Annotated in this window: 11 protein-coding genes; 2 read left to right on the top strand and 9 right to left on the bottom strand. The window is 60.1% G+C overall.

Going from position 1 to position 16986, the window contains the following annotated elements; translation table 11 throughout:
• Nucleotides 1-391: 391 nt before the first annotated feature.
• From GFU70_RS24635 to GFU70_RS24625, 3 genes are all read right to left on the bottom strand, one after another.
• The gene (locus GFU70_RS24635; RefSeq protein WP_153388927.1) at nucleotides 392-922 is read right to left on the bottom strand and encodes a hypothetical protein; all 531 of its coding nucleotides are present in this window, start codon (nucleotides 920-922) and stop codon (nucleotides 392-394) included.
• Between the two features lie 204 nt (nucleotides 923-1126).
• Complete coding sequence (gene glyA / locus GFU70_RS24630) at nucleotides 1127-2380, bottom strand: serine hydroxymethyltransferase (protein WP_058544066.1); 1254 nt, start codon at nucleotides 2378-2380, stop codon at nucleotides 1127-1129.
• A gap of 222 nt (nucleotides 2381-2602) precedes the next feature.
• Nucleotides 2603-6451, bottom strand: coding sequence for an EAL domain-containing protein (locus tag GFU70_RS24625; RefSeq protein ID WP_153388926.1), 3849 nt, complete (start codon nucleotides 6449-6451; stop codon nucleotides 2603-2605).
• A gap of 271 nt (nucleotides 6452-6722) precedes the next feature.
• Between GFU70_RS24625 and ettA the strand changes: the two genes are divergently transcribed.
• Nucleotides 6723-8387 carry an energy-dependent translational throttle protein EttA gene (ettA, locus tag GFU70_RS24620; protein WP_058544068.1) on the top strand — a complete coding sequence of 555 codons (1665 nt, stop codon included), beginning with the start codon at nucleotides 6723-6725 and terminating at the stop codon, nucleotides 8385-8387.
• A 184-nt stretch (nucleotides 8388-8571) separates the two neighbouring features.
• Here ettA and GFU70_RS24615 read toward each other — a convergent pair whose 3' ends face one another.
• The 6 genes from GFU70_RS24615 to GFU70_RS24590 all read right to left on the bottom strand — a co-directional run bounded on the left by GFU70_RS24615 (nucleotide 8572) and on the right by GFU70_RS24590 (nucleotide 14001).
• The gene (locus GFU70_RS24615; RefSeq protein WP_153388925.1) at nucleotides 8572-9063 is read right to left on the bottom strand and encodes a GreA/GreB family elongation factor; all 492 of its coding nucleotides are present in this window, start codon (nucleotides 9061-9063) and stop codon (nucleotides 8572-8574) included.
• Nucleotides 9064-9133: 70 nt separating this feature from the next.
• A complete protein-coding gene (locus tag GFU70_RS24610; RefSeq protein WP_116641302.1) occupies nucleotides 9134-9490 on the bottom strand; it encodes a hypothetical protein in 357 nt (118 codons plus the stop codon).
• Between the two features lie 115 nt (nucleotides 9491-9605).
• Entirely contained in the window at nucleotides 9606-10175 is a 570-nt protein-coding gene (locus GFU70_RS24605; protein WP_039014169.1) for a hypothetical protein, read from the bottom strand.
• Nucleotides 10172-11434 carry an AAA family ATPase gene (locus tag GFU70_RS24600; RefSeq protein WP_058544071.1) on the bottom strand — a complete coding sequence of 421 codons (1263 nt, stop codon included), beginning with the start codon at nucleotides 11432-11434 and terminating at the stop codon, nucleotides 10172-10174. Before GFU70_RS24600 ends, GFU70_RS24605 begins: the two co-directional genes overlap by 4 nt.
• A 134-nt stretch (nucleotides 11435-11568) precedes the next feature.
• Nucleotides 11569-13422: a DUF4105 domain-containing protein gene (locus GFU70_RS24595; protein WP_116641304.1), complete on the bottom strand. Its 1854-nt coding sequence runs from the start codon at nucleotides 13420-13422 to the stop codon at nucleotides 11569-11571.
• Nucleotides 13423-13512: 90 nt separating this feature from the next.
• Nucleotides 13513-14001 (bottom strand): DUF3015 domain-containing protein, encoded by a 489-nt coding sequence (locus tag GFU70_RS24590; protein WP_003185616.1) that lies wholly within the window; start codon nucleotides 13999-14001, stop codon nucleotides 13513-13515.
• Between the two features lie 274 nt (nucleotides 14002-14275).
• Here GFU70_RS24590 and GFU70_RS24585 point away from each other — a divergent pair, with 274 nt between their 5' ends.
• Entirely contained in the window at nucleotides 14276-16714 is a 2439-nt protein-coding gene (locus tag GFU70_RS24585) for a Lon protease family protein (protein ID WP_058544073.1), read from the top strand.
• Nucleotides 16715-16986 lie beyond the last annotated feature (272 nt).

Raw genomic sequence — 16986 nt, 5'->3', positions numbered from 1 at the left:
GTTCGCCAGAGGAGGGGCTGGCGTCGGGACTTCATTATTGTGGTCTTACCGGTTTGTCCAGTGCAGGCGCAGTCTAGGCGCTGTTTTTGCGGGGATGCAAGCTCGATTGTGATGATTTGGCTTTACCGGTCTTACCAGTTGGGGCGAAAGCCTTGTGCTTGAGCGTTTGATCGGCAGAAAAAAATTGTCGCCAGCTGCCTAAGCGAGTCAGTAAGGAAATAGCACGAGACTGTGGCGAGCTTGCTCCCGCTGCGCCGGTGGGAGCTGCGTAGGAGCTGTCGAGTGCAACGAGGCTGCGATCTTGTTCCAGGCAATTGAGTCGCAAGCGAAAAATCAAGATCAAAAGATCGCAGCCTTCGGCAGCTCCTACAGCCCAGCGGGAGTACTTTTCTCAGAGAATACTCAGAATGAACGTCGCTTTTGACTGTTCGTCTGTCTCGGCAAGATAAAGATAAGGCGAGCCGCGCACCCTTAAGCCCCCGACATGTTTCTTATTGCCTGTCATGAGCGAGATGGGGATATGGCGGGATTTGATGTTCTTTCGCGTAATGATGTTGTGCTGATGATCGATCAGACTGAAAAGAGTCGGGTTGCGAGTGTCTGGATCACGTGCGCCAAACACGTCGAGCCAGCTTTTACTGATCAGCTTGTTGTAGTGTTCACCGGTGTTTTTCAGGGTCAGGAGGTAGCCGCCCGCGGTATACCGCAAGTGCAGCCGCAAGGGCTCGCCTTGCACAGCCTGGTCTTCGGCGCGCATCCCGAGCAGGCTTGAGTGGTCGAGGGTTTGGGGTTTGCCGGTAAAGAATCCACCGCTGAATGAACTGATGGTCGCCATCGCGGGTTTGCCATGCAGCCTTTCCAGTAGATTCACGCGGGTGTTGAACATGCTGAGCGTTGCATTAAAGGATTGTTCACTGTCCATGTGAATATTGAGTCCTGTTTTTATTGATTAAGTTAGGTTGGGGCAAAAGGGATCGTAGGAGTTTGTTAATTGCGTGTGGAGTTTTCTGTATTGCAGGAAATTAAGTGTCGGATGGTGTTGGTTGTTTGGCCCAGTTTTGCAAGGCAAAAAAAAGGCCCGCATCTTTCGATGCGGACCTTTTTCAACTGCGCTCGAGCGGGCTAGTTAAGCGCCGTAGACCGGCAGCTTCTTGCAGATAGCCTTGACCTTCTCACGCACGGCGTCGATGACCGCTTCGTTGTTCAGGTCCGCCAGGATGTCGCAGATCCAGCCAGCCAGTTCCTTGCACTCGGCTTCCTTGAAACCGCGAGTGGTCACGGCCGGGGTGCCGAAGCGCAGGCCCGAGGTGACGAACGGAGAGCGTGGGTCGTTTGGCACCGAGTTCTTGTTGACGGTGATGAACGCCTTGCCCAGGGCCGCGTCGGCGTCTTTGCCGGAGATCTCCTGCTTGATCAGCGAGAGCAGGAACAGGTGGTTTTCAGTACCGCCGGACACCACGTCGAAACCGCGCTCGATGAATACGCCGGCCATGGCCTTGGCATTCTTCACCACTTGTTGCTGGTAAGCCTTGAACTCAGGTTGCAGGGCTTCCTTGAAGCAGATCGCCTTGGCTGCGATCACGTGCTCCAGCGGGCCACCCTGGGCGCCCGGGAAGACGGCGGAGTTCAGTTTCTTCTCGATGTCGGCATTGGCGCGAGCCAGGATCAGGCCGCCACGTGGACCGCGCAGGGTCTTGTGGGTGGTGGTGGTGACCACGTCGGCGAATGGCACCGGGTTCGGGTAGACGCCAGCGGCGACCAGGCCGGCAACGTGGGCCATGTCGACGAACAGGTAGGCACCGACCTTGTCGGCGATCTCGCGGAAACGCGGGAAGTCGAGGACTTGGGAGTAGGCAGAGAAACCGGCCACGATCATTTTCGGCTTGTGCTCGAGGGCCAGGCGCTCGACTTCGTCGTAGTCGATCAGGCCGTTGCCGTCGATGCCGTACTGGATGGCGTTGTACAGCTTGCCGGAGGAGGAAACGCTGGCGCCGTGGGTCAGGTGACCGCCGTGGGCCAGGCTCATGCCCAGGATGGTGTCACCGGCCGACAGCAGCGCCAGGTACACGGCGGCGTTGGCTTGGGAGCCTGCGTGCGGCTGGACGTTGGCATAGTCGGCACCGAACAGTTGCTTGGCGCGGTCGATGGCCAGTTGCTCGACTACGTCGACGTACTCGCAACCACCGTAGTAACGCTTGCCTGGGTAGCCTTCGGCGTACTTGTTGGTCAGTACCGAGCCTTGAGCTTCCATCACCGCGGGGCTGGTGTAGTTTTCCGAAGCGATCAGCTCAATGTGCTCTTCCTGGCGCTGAGCTTCTTGCTCCATGGCGGCAAAGAGATCGGCGTCGTACTTGGCAATAGTCAAATCACGGCTGAACATGGCGGTCCTCAAGGATCGGGGGCAGAAAAGGGGGGCATTCTACCCCAACCGGTTTTGGAAGGCATATGAAAGGGCGTCATGTCGCGGACGAATGGGGTTCAAGCAAGAGGGGCGTTGCCTGTACTGGCCTCATCGCGGGCAAGCCTTGCTCCCACAAAAGCCTGCGTTCCGCCGTGGGAGCAAGGCTTGCCCGCGAGAGGCTGGCCCAGAGAGTACAAGGCCTCAGTCGAGCATGAACAACGCATCATTGCTGAACTGCGCTTCAAATCGGGTGGCCGGCATCGGCCGGCCGAACAGGTAGCCCTGGACTTCGTCGCAGCCATGTTCGCGCAAGAAGTCCAGTTGCTCGTGGGTCTCGACACCCTCGGCGATGACCGCCAGGTTGAGGCTGTGGGCCATGGCGATGATCGCCCGGGCGATCTGCGCGTCCTGCTCGCCGGACGGCAGGCCGTCGACGAAGGTGCGGTCGATCTTGAGCACGTCGATGGGGAATTGCTTGAGGTAGTTGAGCGATGAATAGCCGGTGCCGAAGTCATCGACGGCAATGCTCAGGCCCAGGTTTTTCAGCCCGGCCAGGATCTGCATCGCCTCGCTGACTTCGCGCATCAGGATACTTTCCGTCAGTTCCAGCTCCAGGCAGGCCGGAGGCAGGCCGGTGCTGCGCAGGATATTGGCGATGCGCGTGCCCAACTGGCCGTCTGAGAACTGCCGGGCCGAAATGTTGACCGAGACCTTCGGCACCCGGACCTTGGCCTGGTGCCAGGTCCTGAGCTGCCGACAGGCTTCGGCGATGACCCAATCGCCGACGTCCACCACCAACCCAAGTTCTTCGAGTACCGGAATGAAGTCTCCTGGCGGCACCAACCCGCGTCGCGGATGGCGCCAGCGCAGCAGGGCCTCGGCACCGGTCAAACGCTTGCCATCGCCGCTGAACTGCGGCTGGTAGTACAGCACGAATTCGTTCTGTTCCAGGGCATGGCGCAGGTCGCTTTCCAGTTCCAGGCGCTCCAGGGCGCTGGCGTTCATGTCGGCCTGATAGAACTGGAAGTTGTTCTTGCCACGCTCCTTGGCGTGATACATGGCCGTGTCGGCGTTCTTCATCAATTGGCTCAGTTCGTTGCCATCCTGGGGGCTCAGGGCGATACCGATACTGGCGGTGACGAAGAACTCCCGGCCTTCGAGCACGAATGGCCGGACCAGGCTGGCGAGGATCTGCTCGGCCACGGCAATGGCCCGGTTCAGCGCCATTTCGCGGCTGGCGCGCGGTTGCAGCAGCAGGGTGAATTCGTCGCCGCCCATGCGTGCCACGGTGTCGTCATCGGCGACGCAACCGAGCAGGCGCGTGGCCATTTCCTTGAGCATCCGGTCGCCGGCGGCATGGCCCAGGGAGTCGTTGATCGGCTTGAAGCGGTCCAGGTCGAGGAACATCAGCACGACCCAGGTCTTCTGCCGCTCGGCCGATTGCAGCGCGGTGTGCAGGCGATCCTGGAAGAGCGTGCGGTTGGGCAGGTGAGTCAGGGCGTCGTAATAGGCCAGGCGATGAATGCGTTGCTCGCTGGCCTTGCGTTCGCTGATGTCGCTGAAGAAGCATACATAGCTGGCCAGGTCGCCTTCGTCATCCAGCACGGCCGTGATGCCGACCCAGGCCGGGTAGTGTTCGCCATTGCGGCGCTTGAGCCAGACTTCGCCTTCCCAGGTGCTGTGCTGTTGCAACTGCTTGAGCACGTAGCGCAAGTGGGCTTCCTGCTGATCGTCCACGGTCAGCATGTTGGGCAACTGGTCCAGCACTTGCGACACGGCATAACCGCTGACGCGACTGAAGGCTTCGTTGGCCTGGACAATGTAGCCGGCCGGGTCGGTGATCAGGATCGCCGAGGTCGAGTGCTCGAAGACCGTGGCGGCCATGCGCAGGTCTTTTTCGGCGCGACGCTGCTGGCTGATGTCGCGACCGACGCCGAGCACGCCTTCGAACGCGCCGCTTTCATCCCACACAAGCACCAGCCGCAGCTCGATGGGGATCTTGCGCCCGTCGGCCCGCAGGCAGTCGAACAGGAACAACTGGGTCTGCATCTGGCTGCGCAGCTCGGCCAGCTGTTCGGGCTTGTCGAGGGCCTTGCTGACCCGGTCCATCAGGCTGTAGATGCCGGTCAGTTGTTGCGGGTTGGCGATGATCGATTGCCAGCCGTTCTGGAAGATCCAGTCGGCGGTGTAGCCCAGCACCGCTTGCACCGACGGGCTGACATAGTTGAGCGAGAGCTTGTTGTCGGTGGAGAAAATCACGTCGCTGATGCTTTCGGCGAGCATCCGGTAGCGTTGCTCGCTGTCACGCAGCGATTCGCTGGCCTCGATCTGCTCGGTGACGTCCTTGGCCACGCCGATGATCCGTGTCACCTGATTGTGCCGGTCCCGGGCCAGCGCCTGTTCGCGGATGTCGAAGCAGCGCCACTTGCCATTGCGATGGCGAAAGCGCAGCTGGCATTGCAACAGTTGCGTGTATCCGCCTCGCCGTTGTTCCTGGCGCAGTTGGTGGTAGTGATCGGCGTCTTCGCTGTGCAGCAGGATTTCCCAGAAGTACTCACCCATCTGGTGCAGTTCGGTGCGGTCGTACCCCAGGGTCTGGCCCAGGTGATGGTTGCTGAAGATCATCCGCTGGCTGATGACGTCCTGCACATAGAGATGATCCGGCACGGTGCGCACCACGTCGGACCAGAAACCCTCGCGTTCGAGCAGCGAGAGTTCGATCAGCTTGCGGCTGGTGATGTCGCTGATACTCAGGATGACTGCGTTATAGTCATCCTGTTTTTCCGGCAGACGCAGCACCAGCCACAGGTGCTGGTCGCGGCCATGGGCGTCCTGGAGTTTGATTTCCAGCTCCAGCTGCTTGTGCGGGTCGAGCAACGCTTCGAGCAGCTTCGAGCCAATGGGGTTGTTGTCCTGTGTACCCTTGCCGACCAACAGTTGCCAGGCCTGGTCGCAGGAGTCGACGTTGAGCAGCTTCAACGCCATCTGGTTGACTTCGGTGACGTGAACTTCCTGGCGCAATTGCTCGAGTTGGTGAGCGGTTTTCATCCAGGCGCGCAATTGGTCGCCATTGTGCAGGGCGGCCTGCTCAAAAAAGGCCTTGAGCCCAGACAGGTCGAGCACGCACAGGGCCACGCCGGTGCCTTCGAAAATATCCTGGTAGCGCCGTCGACCTTCATGCAACTGCCGCTGGCGCCGGCGCATGTTCAAGAGCGCAATCACCGGCAACAACGAAAACGCCAGGCCCAGCAGGCATTTGCCGATGAAGGCCGGCAGCAGTTGCTCGATCACCTGGCGACGGTCGAATAGCCCCCGCAGTTGCCAGTCGCTGCTGCTCAGGGGCACGGTCAGTACGGTGTTCTCCAGGTCATCGGGAGACAAATGGGTAGGGCTGCTCGAGGGCAGGTTTTCGTCGCGGCTGATGATCTGCTGGTTGAGACGGTTTTCCACCAGCCACAGTGGGCGCAGCCCCATATCGGCCTGCTTGGTCAGGGTGGAGAAAAAGCTCGGGGTCAGGCGCAGGGCCCAGTAGCCACGGCTGCTACCGCTGGCCTGGTGCAACAATAGATGCACCACCGAGCCGTCTTCGGCATTGCTGAAATAATGGGCCTGGGCCCGGCTGCGCCGCACCAGTTCACCCAGGTAATCGGCGTCGTGGCTGTCGGCGTCGCTGTCACTGAGCACTCGGCCGGAGGGGCTCAGCAGGGCCAGGCTGCGCACTTCGGGGAGCGATTGTTGGAGTTTGCGAACCAGGGCCCGCTGTTCGTCGGCCGTTTGCGGCTGTTCGACGATCGGTAGCAGGTTGAGGGCGATTTGCGCGTTCAGGGCCATGTTCAGGCTGACCTGCGCGGCGAGATCGGCGGTGTAGTCGATGGTGTATTGGCGTTGTTGCTGTTGGGTTTCGCGCAGTTGGTCAAGCAATTGCCAGAACAGCAAACCGAGCAACAGCAACACCAGCGTGGCCAGTGCGCTCTTCAATGTCCCGCGCAGGGGCGAGCCGGGCACGACAGCGGGTGCTCGAGGGGACAGGGGCTGAGTGACGTTGGACAAGCTGTAATCCTGCGGTTTGCTGGACTGGCGCGACGTGCACTATAAGCCGGACGCCCGGAGGGCGGCTAGCATGCCTTGACTTGTGGCAAAGTGCCAGCCCTTGGTGGCTGGACCTTGACCGACGGTTGAGGTAGCTTTGCCGGTCAAACAAGAGCGTTCCAGCTCCAGATTCCCAGGCTCTATCCGCGCGCAGGCATTGATGACCGTCAAGTGCCGGCGCAGCGCATGGCTTGGCTCGTTCTTTTCACCTGTCACTGACGCTAGGTTCACCATGGCTCAATACGTCTTCACCATGCATCGGCTGAGCAAAGTTGTTCCGCCGAAGCGGGAAATCCTGAAAAACATTTCACTGTCCTTCTTCCCCGGCGCCAAGATCGGCGTACTGGGCCTCAACGGTTCGGGTAAATCCACGCTGCTGAAAATCATGGCCGGCGTCGATAACGAATTCGACGGCGAAGCCCGCCCGATGCCGGACCTGAACATCGGCTACCTGCCCCAGGAGCCGCAGCTGGACCCGAGCAAGACCGTCCGTGAAGTGGTCGAGGAAGCGGTCAGCGTGATCAAGGACGCCCAGGCGCGCCTCGATGAAGTCTATGCCGCCTACGCCGATCCGGATGCCGACTTCGACAAGCTGGCCGCCGAACAGGCCAAGCTCGAAGCGATCCTGCAGGCCAGCGACGGCCACAACCTGGACCGCCAGCTGGAAGTCGCCGCCGATGCGCTGCGCCTGCCGGCCTGGGACGCGAAGGTCGAACACCTGTCCGGTGGTGAGAAGCGTCGCGTGGCCCTGTGCCGCCTGCTGCTGTCGGCCCCGGACATGCTGCTGCTCGACGAACCGACCAACCACCTGGACGCCGATTCCGTCGCCTGGCTCGAACACTTCCTGCACGACTTCCCAGGCACCGTGGTTGCGATCACGCACGACCGTTACTTCCTGGACAACGTCGCCGGCTGGATCCTGGAACTCGACCGCGGCGCAGGGATTCCGTACGAGGGCAACTATTCGGGCTGGCTGGAAGCCAAGTCTGATCGTCTGGCCCAGGAATCCAAGCAGCAGTCGGCCCATGAAAAAGCCATGAAGGAAGAACTGGAATGGGTGCGCAAAGGCGCCAAGGCCCGCCAGTCCAAATCCAAGGCTCGCCTGCAACGCTTCGAGGAAATGCAATCCCAGGAATTCCAGAAGCGCAGCGAAACCAACGAGATCTACATCCCGGCCGGTCCGCGCCTGGGTGACAAGGTCATCGAGTTCAAGAACGTCACCAAGGGTTATGGCGACCGCGTGCTGATCGACAACCTGTCGTTCTCCATGCCAAAAGGCGCCATTGTCGGTGTGATCGGGGGTAACGGCGCGGGTAAATCCACGCTGTTCCGCATGCTGATGGGCAAGGAAACGCCGGATTCGGGCAGCATCGAAATCGGTGAGACCGTGCAACTGGCCTGCGTCGACCAGAGCCGCGAAGACCTGGAAGGCAGCAAGACCGTGTTCCAGCAGATCTCCGACGGTTCCGACCAGATCCGCATCGGCAACTATGAAATCCCGTCGCGCACGTATGTGGGCCGCTTCAACTTCAAGGGCGGCGACCAGCAGAAGTTCGTCAAGGACTTGTCCGGTGGTGAGCGCGGTCGCTTGCACCTGGCGTTGACCTTGAAGGAGGGCGGCAACGTCCTGCTGCTCGACGAACCGTCCAACGACCTCGACGTCGAAACCCTGCGTTCCCTGGAAGAAGCCTTGCTGGACTTCCCGGGCGCCGCCATTGTGATCTCCCACGATCGGTGGTTCCTCGACCGCGTGGCGACCCACATCCTGGCGTACGAAGACGACTCGCAAGCGGTGTTCTTCGAAGGCAACTACACCGAGTACGAAGCCGATCGCAAGAAACGCCTCGGCGAAGCGGCTGCCCAGCCGCATCGCGTACGGCACAAGAAATTGGCCTGATTCGGTCGGTCGCATAAAAAACGGAGCCTTCAAAGGCTCCTTTTTTTTATGGATGTAAATCCATGGTGGGAGCGAGCTTGCTCGCTCCCACAGTTTGTAAGGCTTAATTGATGGGGCTACCCGAGTACCGGGTAATATCGGGCCTTGTTAGAGGCTTTAGGCATGTTTAGACGGACCGGCAGCATCACTGGAGATCTATCGCAACGACCTCGATAACGAGATTCCCCAACGGTCGCTCCCATGTCACCTCATCGCCAACCTTCGCTCCCAGCAACGCTCGTCCCAGCGGCGAGCCCCAGTTGATCAATCCACTGGCCGCATCAGCCTGGTCTTCACCTACCAGTTGCACCCGCTGTTGGTGATCATGCTCATCGACAAAGGTCACCCAATGTCCGATCCGCACGTGATCTGTTGACGTCGGCACAACGACCTGCGCGCTTTGTACACGCTGGTTGAAATAGCGCAGGTCGCGTTCAATGTCGGCGATGCGTTGTTTGTCTGATTGATCGTCTTTGGCCACGTGCTGACCATGTAGCGCCTGCAATTGGGCGACGCGGGCCTGCAACTGGGTAAACCCCGAGGGGGTCACGTAATTGGGCTGTGCACTGACCTGGCGTTCGACCGGCTGATCGGCTTGGGCGGCGGCGTTGTCTTCGTTGACGAAAGCGCGACTCATGGTGTTCTCCTCTATTGGAGCTTGGGCCATGCTCGCAGGCTTTTGGTTTCGATGAATGCCTGTACGCGACCTATTGCGAGCGGTAAGCCCGGGCGGCGTCGCGGTCTTTTTGCTGTTGCCAGGCCCGCTCACGCTCATCCCAGTGACGCTCGCGATAGGCATTACGCTCTTCGTTCTCGCGCATGGCCTGGCACTGGCGGAAACCATCGCTCCAGCCTTCGGCATAGCGCGGATCCTTGAGGTAACGCGGCACGTCTTTTCTGAACTGGCCGGTGATCACTCCGGCCGCTTGCCGGCCGCTGCTGCAACCATCGTCGTAGCCATCGGCAAACGCCGGTGGATAACCCCGGGCGATCAGGTCTTGGTGGGTGGTTTCACAGCCGCTGACCAACAACATCACACTCAACATCGTTACCGCGCGCCACATGCCTGTCTCCCTGCCGCATTGGCGGCCTTACAAGGAGAGTCTAGAGGCGAAGTTGTTGACGAGTGGTGAAAGAATGATCAAAAAAATCTGCGGTTGCAGGCAAATGAGCCTGCCTTCAGAGGGCTGCTTTTTCAACGGCATCTGCAATCAACGGCGCAACTTCACGGAGCCCTTCAAGGGTCAGCTTTTTTTGTTTGTACATGTTGTACCAACTCTGGCGCCAGCGAATGACGCGCTCACCGTCACGCAATTTAAGTCGCTTGAGTGTGTACTCGGCTTTTTCACGATAAGCCGCAGGTATCGCTTCTGTGGTGCGCATCTGAAGCGACGGCAAAATGATTTCGAACCAGCCTGGGCCCACGTCATAAGGGTCGAGCACCGTGTCATCAGCTGTTTTCTTGCTGGAGTTCAAAGTGCCAGAGGCGAAGCGGTAATTGCTCCATTCATAGGTCAGGCCTGGGAAGTTCTTGTAGCTGAGGTAGTGGTCAACCGTTCCGCCGGTAGGGTCAAGCATGGCCGCATAGGCACATAGGTTGGCGTAATGATCGGCCAGCGCTTGCGAGCATTTGTTCCAGAGCGGTGAAGGACGAGGAGCGCCCGGATTATCCTTGAGCCATTGTGTTCCCGGTGTTCTGACATTTTTATCAAAGTCGGCGGGTTCCTTTGGCCTGGTCACCGGGATCATTGATTGCCCTCGCCATTGAGCGTCAGGAGGCCGCTCTCGATCAGCCAGCGTGGCCAGAATTCATCGTGGGCAGGAAGCAGTTTTTGTAGGGACCTGTGGATGGATGCACGGGTCTTGAGTCCTTCAGGTAGTTGTTTCTCGCCACGCATGAACGCTTCGGCGGCCTCGATGGCTTTTTCTGCCTCCAGCGAGCGCGCCTGTTCCAGTCCGAACGTGTCAGATACCAACCAACTGCTGGCATCACCCTGGGCCGCCCAGTGTCCTTGTGTCAGCGTGACCTTATGGTCCTGGATCGACAATTGAATCTGATCGTCCTGTTCTTCATCGAACACTGGCTCAAGGGAGGCGGCGACGAGCGGCGAGTGCGTAGCAATCAGGAGTTGGGGAGGCGCGGCACCGTGGTTCCCACGCAAGGTCTTGATAGCTTGCAACAGGCTGGGCATCAACGTGCGTTGCCACCTTGGATGTAAATGAGTCTCGGGTTCGTCGAACAGGATGACAAACCGGCGTTCGGGTTTTTTGTCGAGCAGCGCAGCAGCTGCCTGGTGTTCATACCAGGCCCACACAAGAAAATAAGCCAGCCCCAGTATTCGTCTTACGCCTGCCGAGGCCAGCGTGACAGGCACGTTCTGATTGCCGATGGTGAGTGTCGGTCGTTCTCGACCCTCGCCCAGGTATACGCGTCTGGGCGCCCCGACGCATAGCGGTTCAGTGGCGGGGGAAAGGTCGCGCAAGGCGTTTTCCAACGCTTTGAATTGGGGTTTGCGGCCGTTTTGCCAATTGACCCAGTCGCGCTCCAAGCCTTCACAGACTCTTTGCCCGTTGACATCAAGGCCATCCCATACGGCGTCGGCAGAGAAGTGATATGCGGCGGGGCGATCCTTATCGGAGCGCCAGTAATTGCGGGCCGGATCCCAGACGGAAAAGCCGCCGTCGATGCGTACGTAAACCACGATGCCGGGCATGGTGGGACGGCTTTGCTTCAAGGGCCAGGAGCTGTCTTCGCGTTTATAGGTCGATACGACAGGCTGAGCGACGCCGGATTTACCTTTTACAACATATTCGATTGAGGACTTGCCGGGGTTTACAGGAAGCGCTGGCGTATTGGCCCAGGTGCGCGTCAGCGCCCACCAGGCCAGGTCCAGCAAAAAACTTTTTCCCAGTCCATTGTCACCCGTGATCAGATTGATTCGTGGCGCCCAGTTAACTTCGAGCTCAGGAGCGGGCCCCACGTTTTTCATGTGCAGATAATCAAGCATCGCAGCATTCAATTCCGATTAAAGGTTTATTCAAGCCAATCTACTTGATTTTGGCTGACTTCGAAATGTGAGCCCGGACTCACGCCTGATTCGACTTGAGGTTGTGCTTCGTTTTCCCCTTCTCTCGCTCAGATTCAATAGTGGTACCACTTCACCTCGAGCATCACCTCGTTCTGCGGCGAGGCCAATTGGCTGAATTCCCGCTGGGCACTCAAGCGCAAGCCAAGGTTGCGGGACAATTCCCATTGTTGATTCAAGCTCAGGCTGCGGCGCACTTCGCCGTTGACGAAATAATCGCCCTTGGCTTCCAGGCTCAGGTTGCCCAATGGGTTTTTCCACAGCACACCACTGTTGAAACCGGCGGCCGGGGCGATGAATTGGGCGAAGTCGTTGTTGTGCTCGACCCGCACCGTGCCCAGGGCAAAGCCCAGCACCTCTTCGCCCAGTGCCCAGGTGCCTCCGGCGCCGCCGTTGACGTGGCTGACCAAGGTTTCATCGTCGTGTTTGCCCGGCACCCGCTCCAGGCCGCCGGTGACCTGCCAGGACAGCGGTTGCAGCAGCTCGTTGCGTGGGGTCAGGGAGCGAATGGTCGCCAGGTCCAGTTGCTGCAGCTGCCAGTCATTGCCTTCGTACTGGCGCAGTTTCAATTGCAGGATTTCGATCTGTGCGCCCAAGGGGAAGCTCTCGGCGTTGTCGTTGAGATCGTGATAGGCCATGCGCAAGCCATACTCGCCGAACGCCCGGTCGCCCCGCGTGCCGAGGCCAGCCTGCCAGGTACGCGATTGGTGACCGTCCTCGGGCAGGCCCGGTTGCGGGATCTCGAGTTCCGGCGCGGGATTCTGATTGATCGCCCGCAACAGTTCGAAACTGCGTTGGGCGCGTTGTGGATCGCGCTCTTGGCCGTTGGCGCGATAGCGCTCCAGGCGATAGGCCGCATCGATGATCAGCGCCTGGCGTTCGCGCGGCAGCGCCTTGAAGCCGGGGGTTTGCAGTTGCTGCTGGTCGGCGCTGACTTTGAGTACCCATTGCTGTTCATCATCGCTGAGCGGTTCGGCGCGGCTGAGCAGTTCCCGTTCACGGGACGGTCGATATTGGATGCTTTCTACCAGGCCGGACTCTTTTACTGCCTTGACGGTGTCGGTGGGAATGGCCGTCAGCGGGAATTGTTCGGTCAGGCGCAGGCTGGGACGAGCCACTTGCAGCAGTTCGAGCAGACGATAGGAGCAGTTTTCGTCGAAGAAGAAATAGTCGAACTGAATCTGCTTGAGTTCCCAGACGTGCTCGACCATGCGCTCGGTTTCCGCCTGGCTCAGGTTCAGGCGATATTCCCACAGGTCGCGGTTCTCCAGGCTACGGTACTCGGAGAGTTTTTCCTGGTACGGCACCAGGGCGAACAGGCCGGGATAACCGCCCATCAGGCCTTTCCAGGCATAGAGGATGCTGTTGTCGGAGCCTTCGATGTAGGCGCCGAAATTGATCGCATAACTGAGCAGGGCGGTCTTGTCTCTTTGCACATCGGCCTGGTCGATGCGCAGCAGGGTGTGGCCGAACATCGAGGACGGGCTGTTCAGGTACGCGGCGGGGAAGATCATCACCGCGCTGTGAGGCGAGACGTCCTTGAACCACTGGGTAAAGTCGCTGCAATTGACCGCCGGCAGGTCTGTCAGGTTGAGCTGCGCCTTGAGCCAGCGGGTTCGCGCCGGGTACACGCATTGAGCATGTTGCTGGCCGGCGCTGGTCGGACCGTACAGGGCCTCTAGCGTGGCGGTCAGTTCACGGTCGGGATGTTCGTTGCCATCGGGCGCGAGGAAGAATTTCTTGTCGCTGATATAGCTGCGCCAGCCGCCGAGCTTGGCGGTTTCGTAGTGGCCCAGGGAAATCCAGAAGCGGTCATTGGCCAGTTGCTGCAAACGTTGAGGGTCGACATGAGGCGCGGCGGACAGCGGGGCGCACACACAGAGCGCCAGCCAGGCAAGGCGTTTGAGCATAGTCGGCTACTTGGAAAGTCGAAAAAATAAAGACCGCAGGGGCCCCAAAAAGAAAAACCCGCTCCCCGAAAGGAGCGAGTGATGCCGAGCTTAAGCTTGAGTGGCGTACTTGGCCAGGCGAGGATCGCTTTTCAGCACGGCCAGGGTGTTGGTATGCACGTCTTCGGCGGTCACGTCAGCCTTGCTGAAGATCTGCTGGAAGTGCTCGTGGGTGACGGCAGAGAAATGTGCGCGGTCTTCCGGCGCCACGCCCAGTACTACGGCGTAGGTGGTCAGCGCTTCGCCCTGACCCTTGGCCATGTCTTCGGACAGCTCGTTCATCATGCCATTCATGGCCAGCCAGGACTTGCCACCGTAGGTCAGTGCCGCGTTGGTCGAGCAACCGTTGGTGCCGGATGTCATGCCGAAGGTAGCGTTACCGGAAGTGCCGTTGGTGGTGGATGCCAGGAAGTGTGCCGGAGTGCCACGCTGACCTTCGAACAGCATGTTGCCCCAGCCGCAATCCGGGCCGCCCGGCGCCTGAGCCATGGCGTTGATGGATACAGCGGTGAAGAGAGTACCGAGAAGAATCCGTTTCATAGCTATGTTCTCTTTATGTGCATACCAATGGACAGGGTCTGGCCCCTATAGCAGCCAGTGGGCCGGTTATTGTTCCAGCCGCGCAATTTGGAGTTTAGGCACGATCCTGGGGTTCCGTGACATTTTGCAAAAACATTACGGAGGATCACCTGCCTACTGGGACCCGTCCAAGGTTTTCCCGTTGACTATGCTTTGGGCGGAGGCGCTCCTTGCCAGTCAGGTGCAGGCGGCGCCAGAATGCCGCTATCTGCCCCGCCTGATGTAAGGAAGCCCGATGCCTGATCCTGTTGCTGCCAGCTTGCGTCTAGCGCCCGAAGCGCTGACCCGTCCGTTTTCCGCTGAACAGTTCAGCTTCTCTACCACCAATGATCTGGAGCCCTTCCGCGGTGTGCTTGGCCAGGAACGTGCGGTCGAAGCCTTGCAGTTCGGCGTGGCCATGCCGCGCCCCGGTTACAACGTATTCGTCATGGGCGAGCCCGGCACTGGCCGGTTTTCGTTCGTCAAACGCTACCTCAAGGCCGAAGGCAAGCGCCTGCAGACCCCGGCGGACTGGGTCTATGTCAACAATTTCGACGAGCCCCGCGAACCCCGGGCCCTGGAACTGCCGTCAGGTACGGCCGGTGCTTTCATCGCCGACATCAACGGCCTGATCGACAACCTGCTGGCGACCTTCCCGGCAGTGTTCGAGCACCCGTCCTACCAGCAGAAGAAAAGCGCCATCGACCGCGCCTTCAACCAGCGCTATGACCGCGCCTTGGACGTGATCGAGCGCCTGGCGCTGGAGAAGGATGTTGCGCTGTACCGTGACAGCAGCAACATCGCCTTCACGCCGATGAGCGAAGGCAAGGCCCTGGATGAGGCGGAATTCGCCCAGTTACCGGAAGCCGAGCGCGAGCGTTTCCATGAGGACATCTCGGGCCTGGAAGAGCGCTTGAACGAAGAGCTCGCCAGCCTGCCGCAATGGAAGCGCGAGTCCAGCAACCAGTTGCGCCATCTCAACGAAGAAACCATCACCCTGGCCCTGCAACCGTTGTTGGCACCGCTGTCGGAGAAATACGCAGAGAACGCTGCGGTCTGCGGCTACCTGCAGGCCATGCAGGTCTACCTGCTCAAGACCGTGGTCGAGCAATTGGTGGAGGACAGCAAGACCGACGCCATCGCCCGCAAACTGCTGGAGGAACAGTACGCCCCGAGCCTGGTGGTCGGGCATCCGTTCAGCGGCGGCGCGCCGGTAGTGTTCGAGCCGCACCCGACCTACGACAACCTGTTCGGTCGGATCGAATACAGCACCGACCAAGGCGCGCTCTACACCACTTACCGGCAGTTGCGTCCGGGCGCCTTGCACCGGGCCAACGGCGGTTTCCTGATTCTCGAAGCGGAAAAAATGCTCGGCGAGCCGTTCGTGTGGGATGCGCTCAAGCGTGCCCTGCAATCGCGCAAGCTGAAAATGGAATCGCCGCTCGGTGAACTGGGGCGCGTGGCCACCGTGACCCTGACGCCGCAGCACATTGCGCTGCAGGTCAAGGTTGTGATCATCGGTGCCCGCCAGCTCTACTACGCCTTGCAGGACCTGGATCCGGACTTCCAGGAAATGTTTCGCGTGCTGGTGGACTTCGACGAAGACATCCCGATGGGCGACGAGAGCCTGGAGCAGTTCGCCCAGTTGCTCAAGACCCGCACTTCGGAAGAGGGCATGGCGCCGCTGACTGCCGATGCGGTGGCGCGTCTGGCGACCTACAGTGCGCGCCTGGCCGAACACCAGGGACGCTTGTCGGCGCGTATCGGAGATCTGTTCCAACTGGTCAGCGAGGCGGATTTCATTCGCCAGCTGGCCGGTGACGAGATGACCGACGCCGGTCATATCGAACGCGCCCTCAAGGCCAAGGCCACCCGTACCGGGCGTGTCTCGGCGCGAATCCTCGACGACATGCTGGCGGGGATCATCCTGATCGACACCGCCGGCGCGGCGGTGGGCAAATGCAACGGGCTGACGGTGCTCGAGGTCGGCGACTCAGCATTTGGCGTGCCGGCGCGGATTTCTGCCACGGTGTACCCGGGCGGCAGCGGCATTGTCGACATCGAGCGGGAGGTCAACCTCGGCCAACCGATCCACTCCAAGGGCGTGATGATTCTGACCGGTTACCTGGGTAGCCGTTATGCCCAGGAATTCCCGCTGGCGATCTCGGCCAGCATCGCCCTGGAGCAGTCCTACGGTTACGTGGACGGCGACAGTGCGTCCCTGGGCGAGGCGTGTACGTTGATTTCGGCCCTGTCGAAGACACCGTTGAAACAGTGCTTCGCCATCACCGGTTCGATCAATCAGTTCGGCGAAGTGCAGGCGGTGGGCGGGGTCAACGAGAAGATCGAAGGTTTCTTCCGCCTCTGCGAAGCCCGCGGGCTGACCGGTGAGCAGGGGGCGATCATTCCCCAGGCCAACGTCGCGACCCTGATGCTCGACGAGAAGGTACTGGCCGCCGTGCGCGCCGGGCAGTTCCACGTTTATGCGGTGCGTCAGGCCGACGAAGCCCTGAGCCTGCTGGTGGGCGAGCCTGCCGGCGAACCGGATGAAAACGGCGAATTCCCGGAGGGCAGCGTCAATGCCCGCGTGGTGGAACGGCTGCGGGTGATCGCGGAGATGATCAGCGAGGACGACATCAAGGAAGCGGAAAAGGAACTGGCACAGCAGGCTCTGGCGGAGGCCAAGCCGGCTTGATGTTTTCCTGACCGCCGCAAGCCCCCCCCTGTGGGAGCAAAGCTTGCTCGCGATAGCGTTTGTCCAGTCAACAGAAGTGTTGCATGTGACAACCCCATCGCGAGCAAGCTTTGCTCCCACAGGCTTGCTCTCGCAATCAATGTTTTGTGGGTTATCACGAAAAAACGCCACCACTTTGGCGTCAATATTCACACTGTGACCGCTCGGCGCATTCCGGTCTCGAAAGTCCTTGCGACCGGAACTTTTCTTCTATCCTCAGCTCAAGGATAACG

Source organism: Pseudomonas brassicacearum, assembly GCF_009601685.2.
Lineage (GTDB): Bacteria > Pseudomonadota > Gammaproteobacteria > Pseudomonadales > Pseudomonadaceae > Aquipseudomonas > Aquipseudomonas kilonensis_B.
Note: the sequence above shows the minus strand (reverse complement) of the source record. Positions and strands in the feature narration are given on the sequence as shown.

What these genes read in the sequence shown, in the direction of transcription:
- GFU70_RS24600 (WP_058544071.1), bottom strand. Translation starts at nt 11,434, where the DNA reads ATGCTTGATTATCTGCACATGAAAAACGTGGGGCCCGCTCCTGAGCTC.
- ettA (WP_058544068.1), top strand. Translation starts at nt 6,723, where the DNA reads ATGGCTCAATACGTCTTCACCATGCATCGGCTGAGCAAAGTTGTTCCG.
- glyA (WP_058544066.1), bottom strand. Translation starts at nt 2,380, where the DNA reads ATGTTCAGCCGTGATTTGACTATTGCCAAGTACGACGCCGATCTCTTT.
- GFU70_RS24615 (WP_153388925.1), bottom strand. Translation starts at nt 9,063, where the DNA reads ATGAGTCGCGCTTTCGTCAACGAAGACAACGCCGCCGCCCAAGCCGAT.
- GFU70_RS24590 (WP_003185616.1), bottom strand. Translation starts at nt 14,001, where the DNA reads ATGAAACGGATTCTTCTCGGTACTCTCTTCACCGCTGTATCCATCAAC.
- GFU70_RS24605 (WP_039014169.1), bottom strand. Translation starts at nt 10,175, where the DNA reads ATGATCCCGGTGACCAGGCCAAAGGAACCCGCCGACTTTGATAAAAAT.
- GFU70_RS24595 (WP_116641304.1), bottom strand. Translation starts at nt 13,422, where the DNA reads ATGCTCAAACGCCTTGCCTGGCTGGCGCTCTGTGTGTGCGCCCCGCTG.
- GFU70_RS24585 (WP_058544073.1), top strand. Translation starts at nt 14,276, where the DNA reads ATGCCTGATCCTGTTGCTGCCAGCTTGCGTCTAGCGCCCGAAGCGCTG.
- GFU70_RS24610 (WP_116641302.1), bottom strand. Translation starts at nt 9,490, where the DNA reads ATGTGGCGCGCGGTAACGATGTTGAGTGTGATGTTGTTGGTCAGCGGC.
- GFU70_RS24635 (WP_153388927.1), bottom strand. Translation starts at nt 922, where the DNA reads ATGGACAGTGAACAATCCTTTAATGCAACGCTCAGCATGTTCAACACC.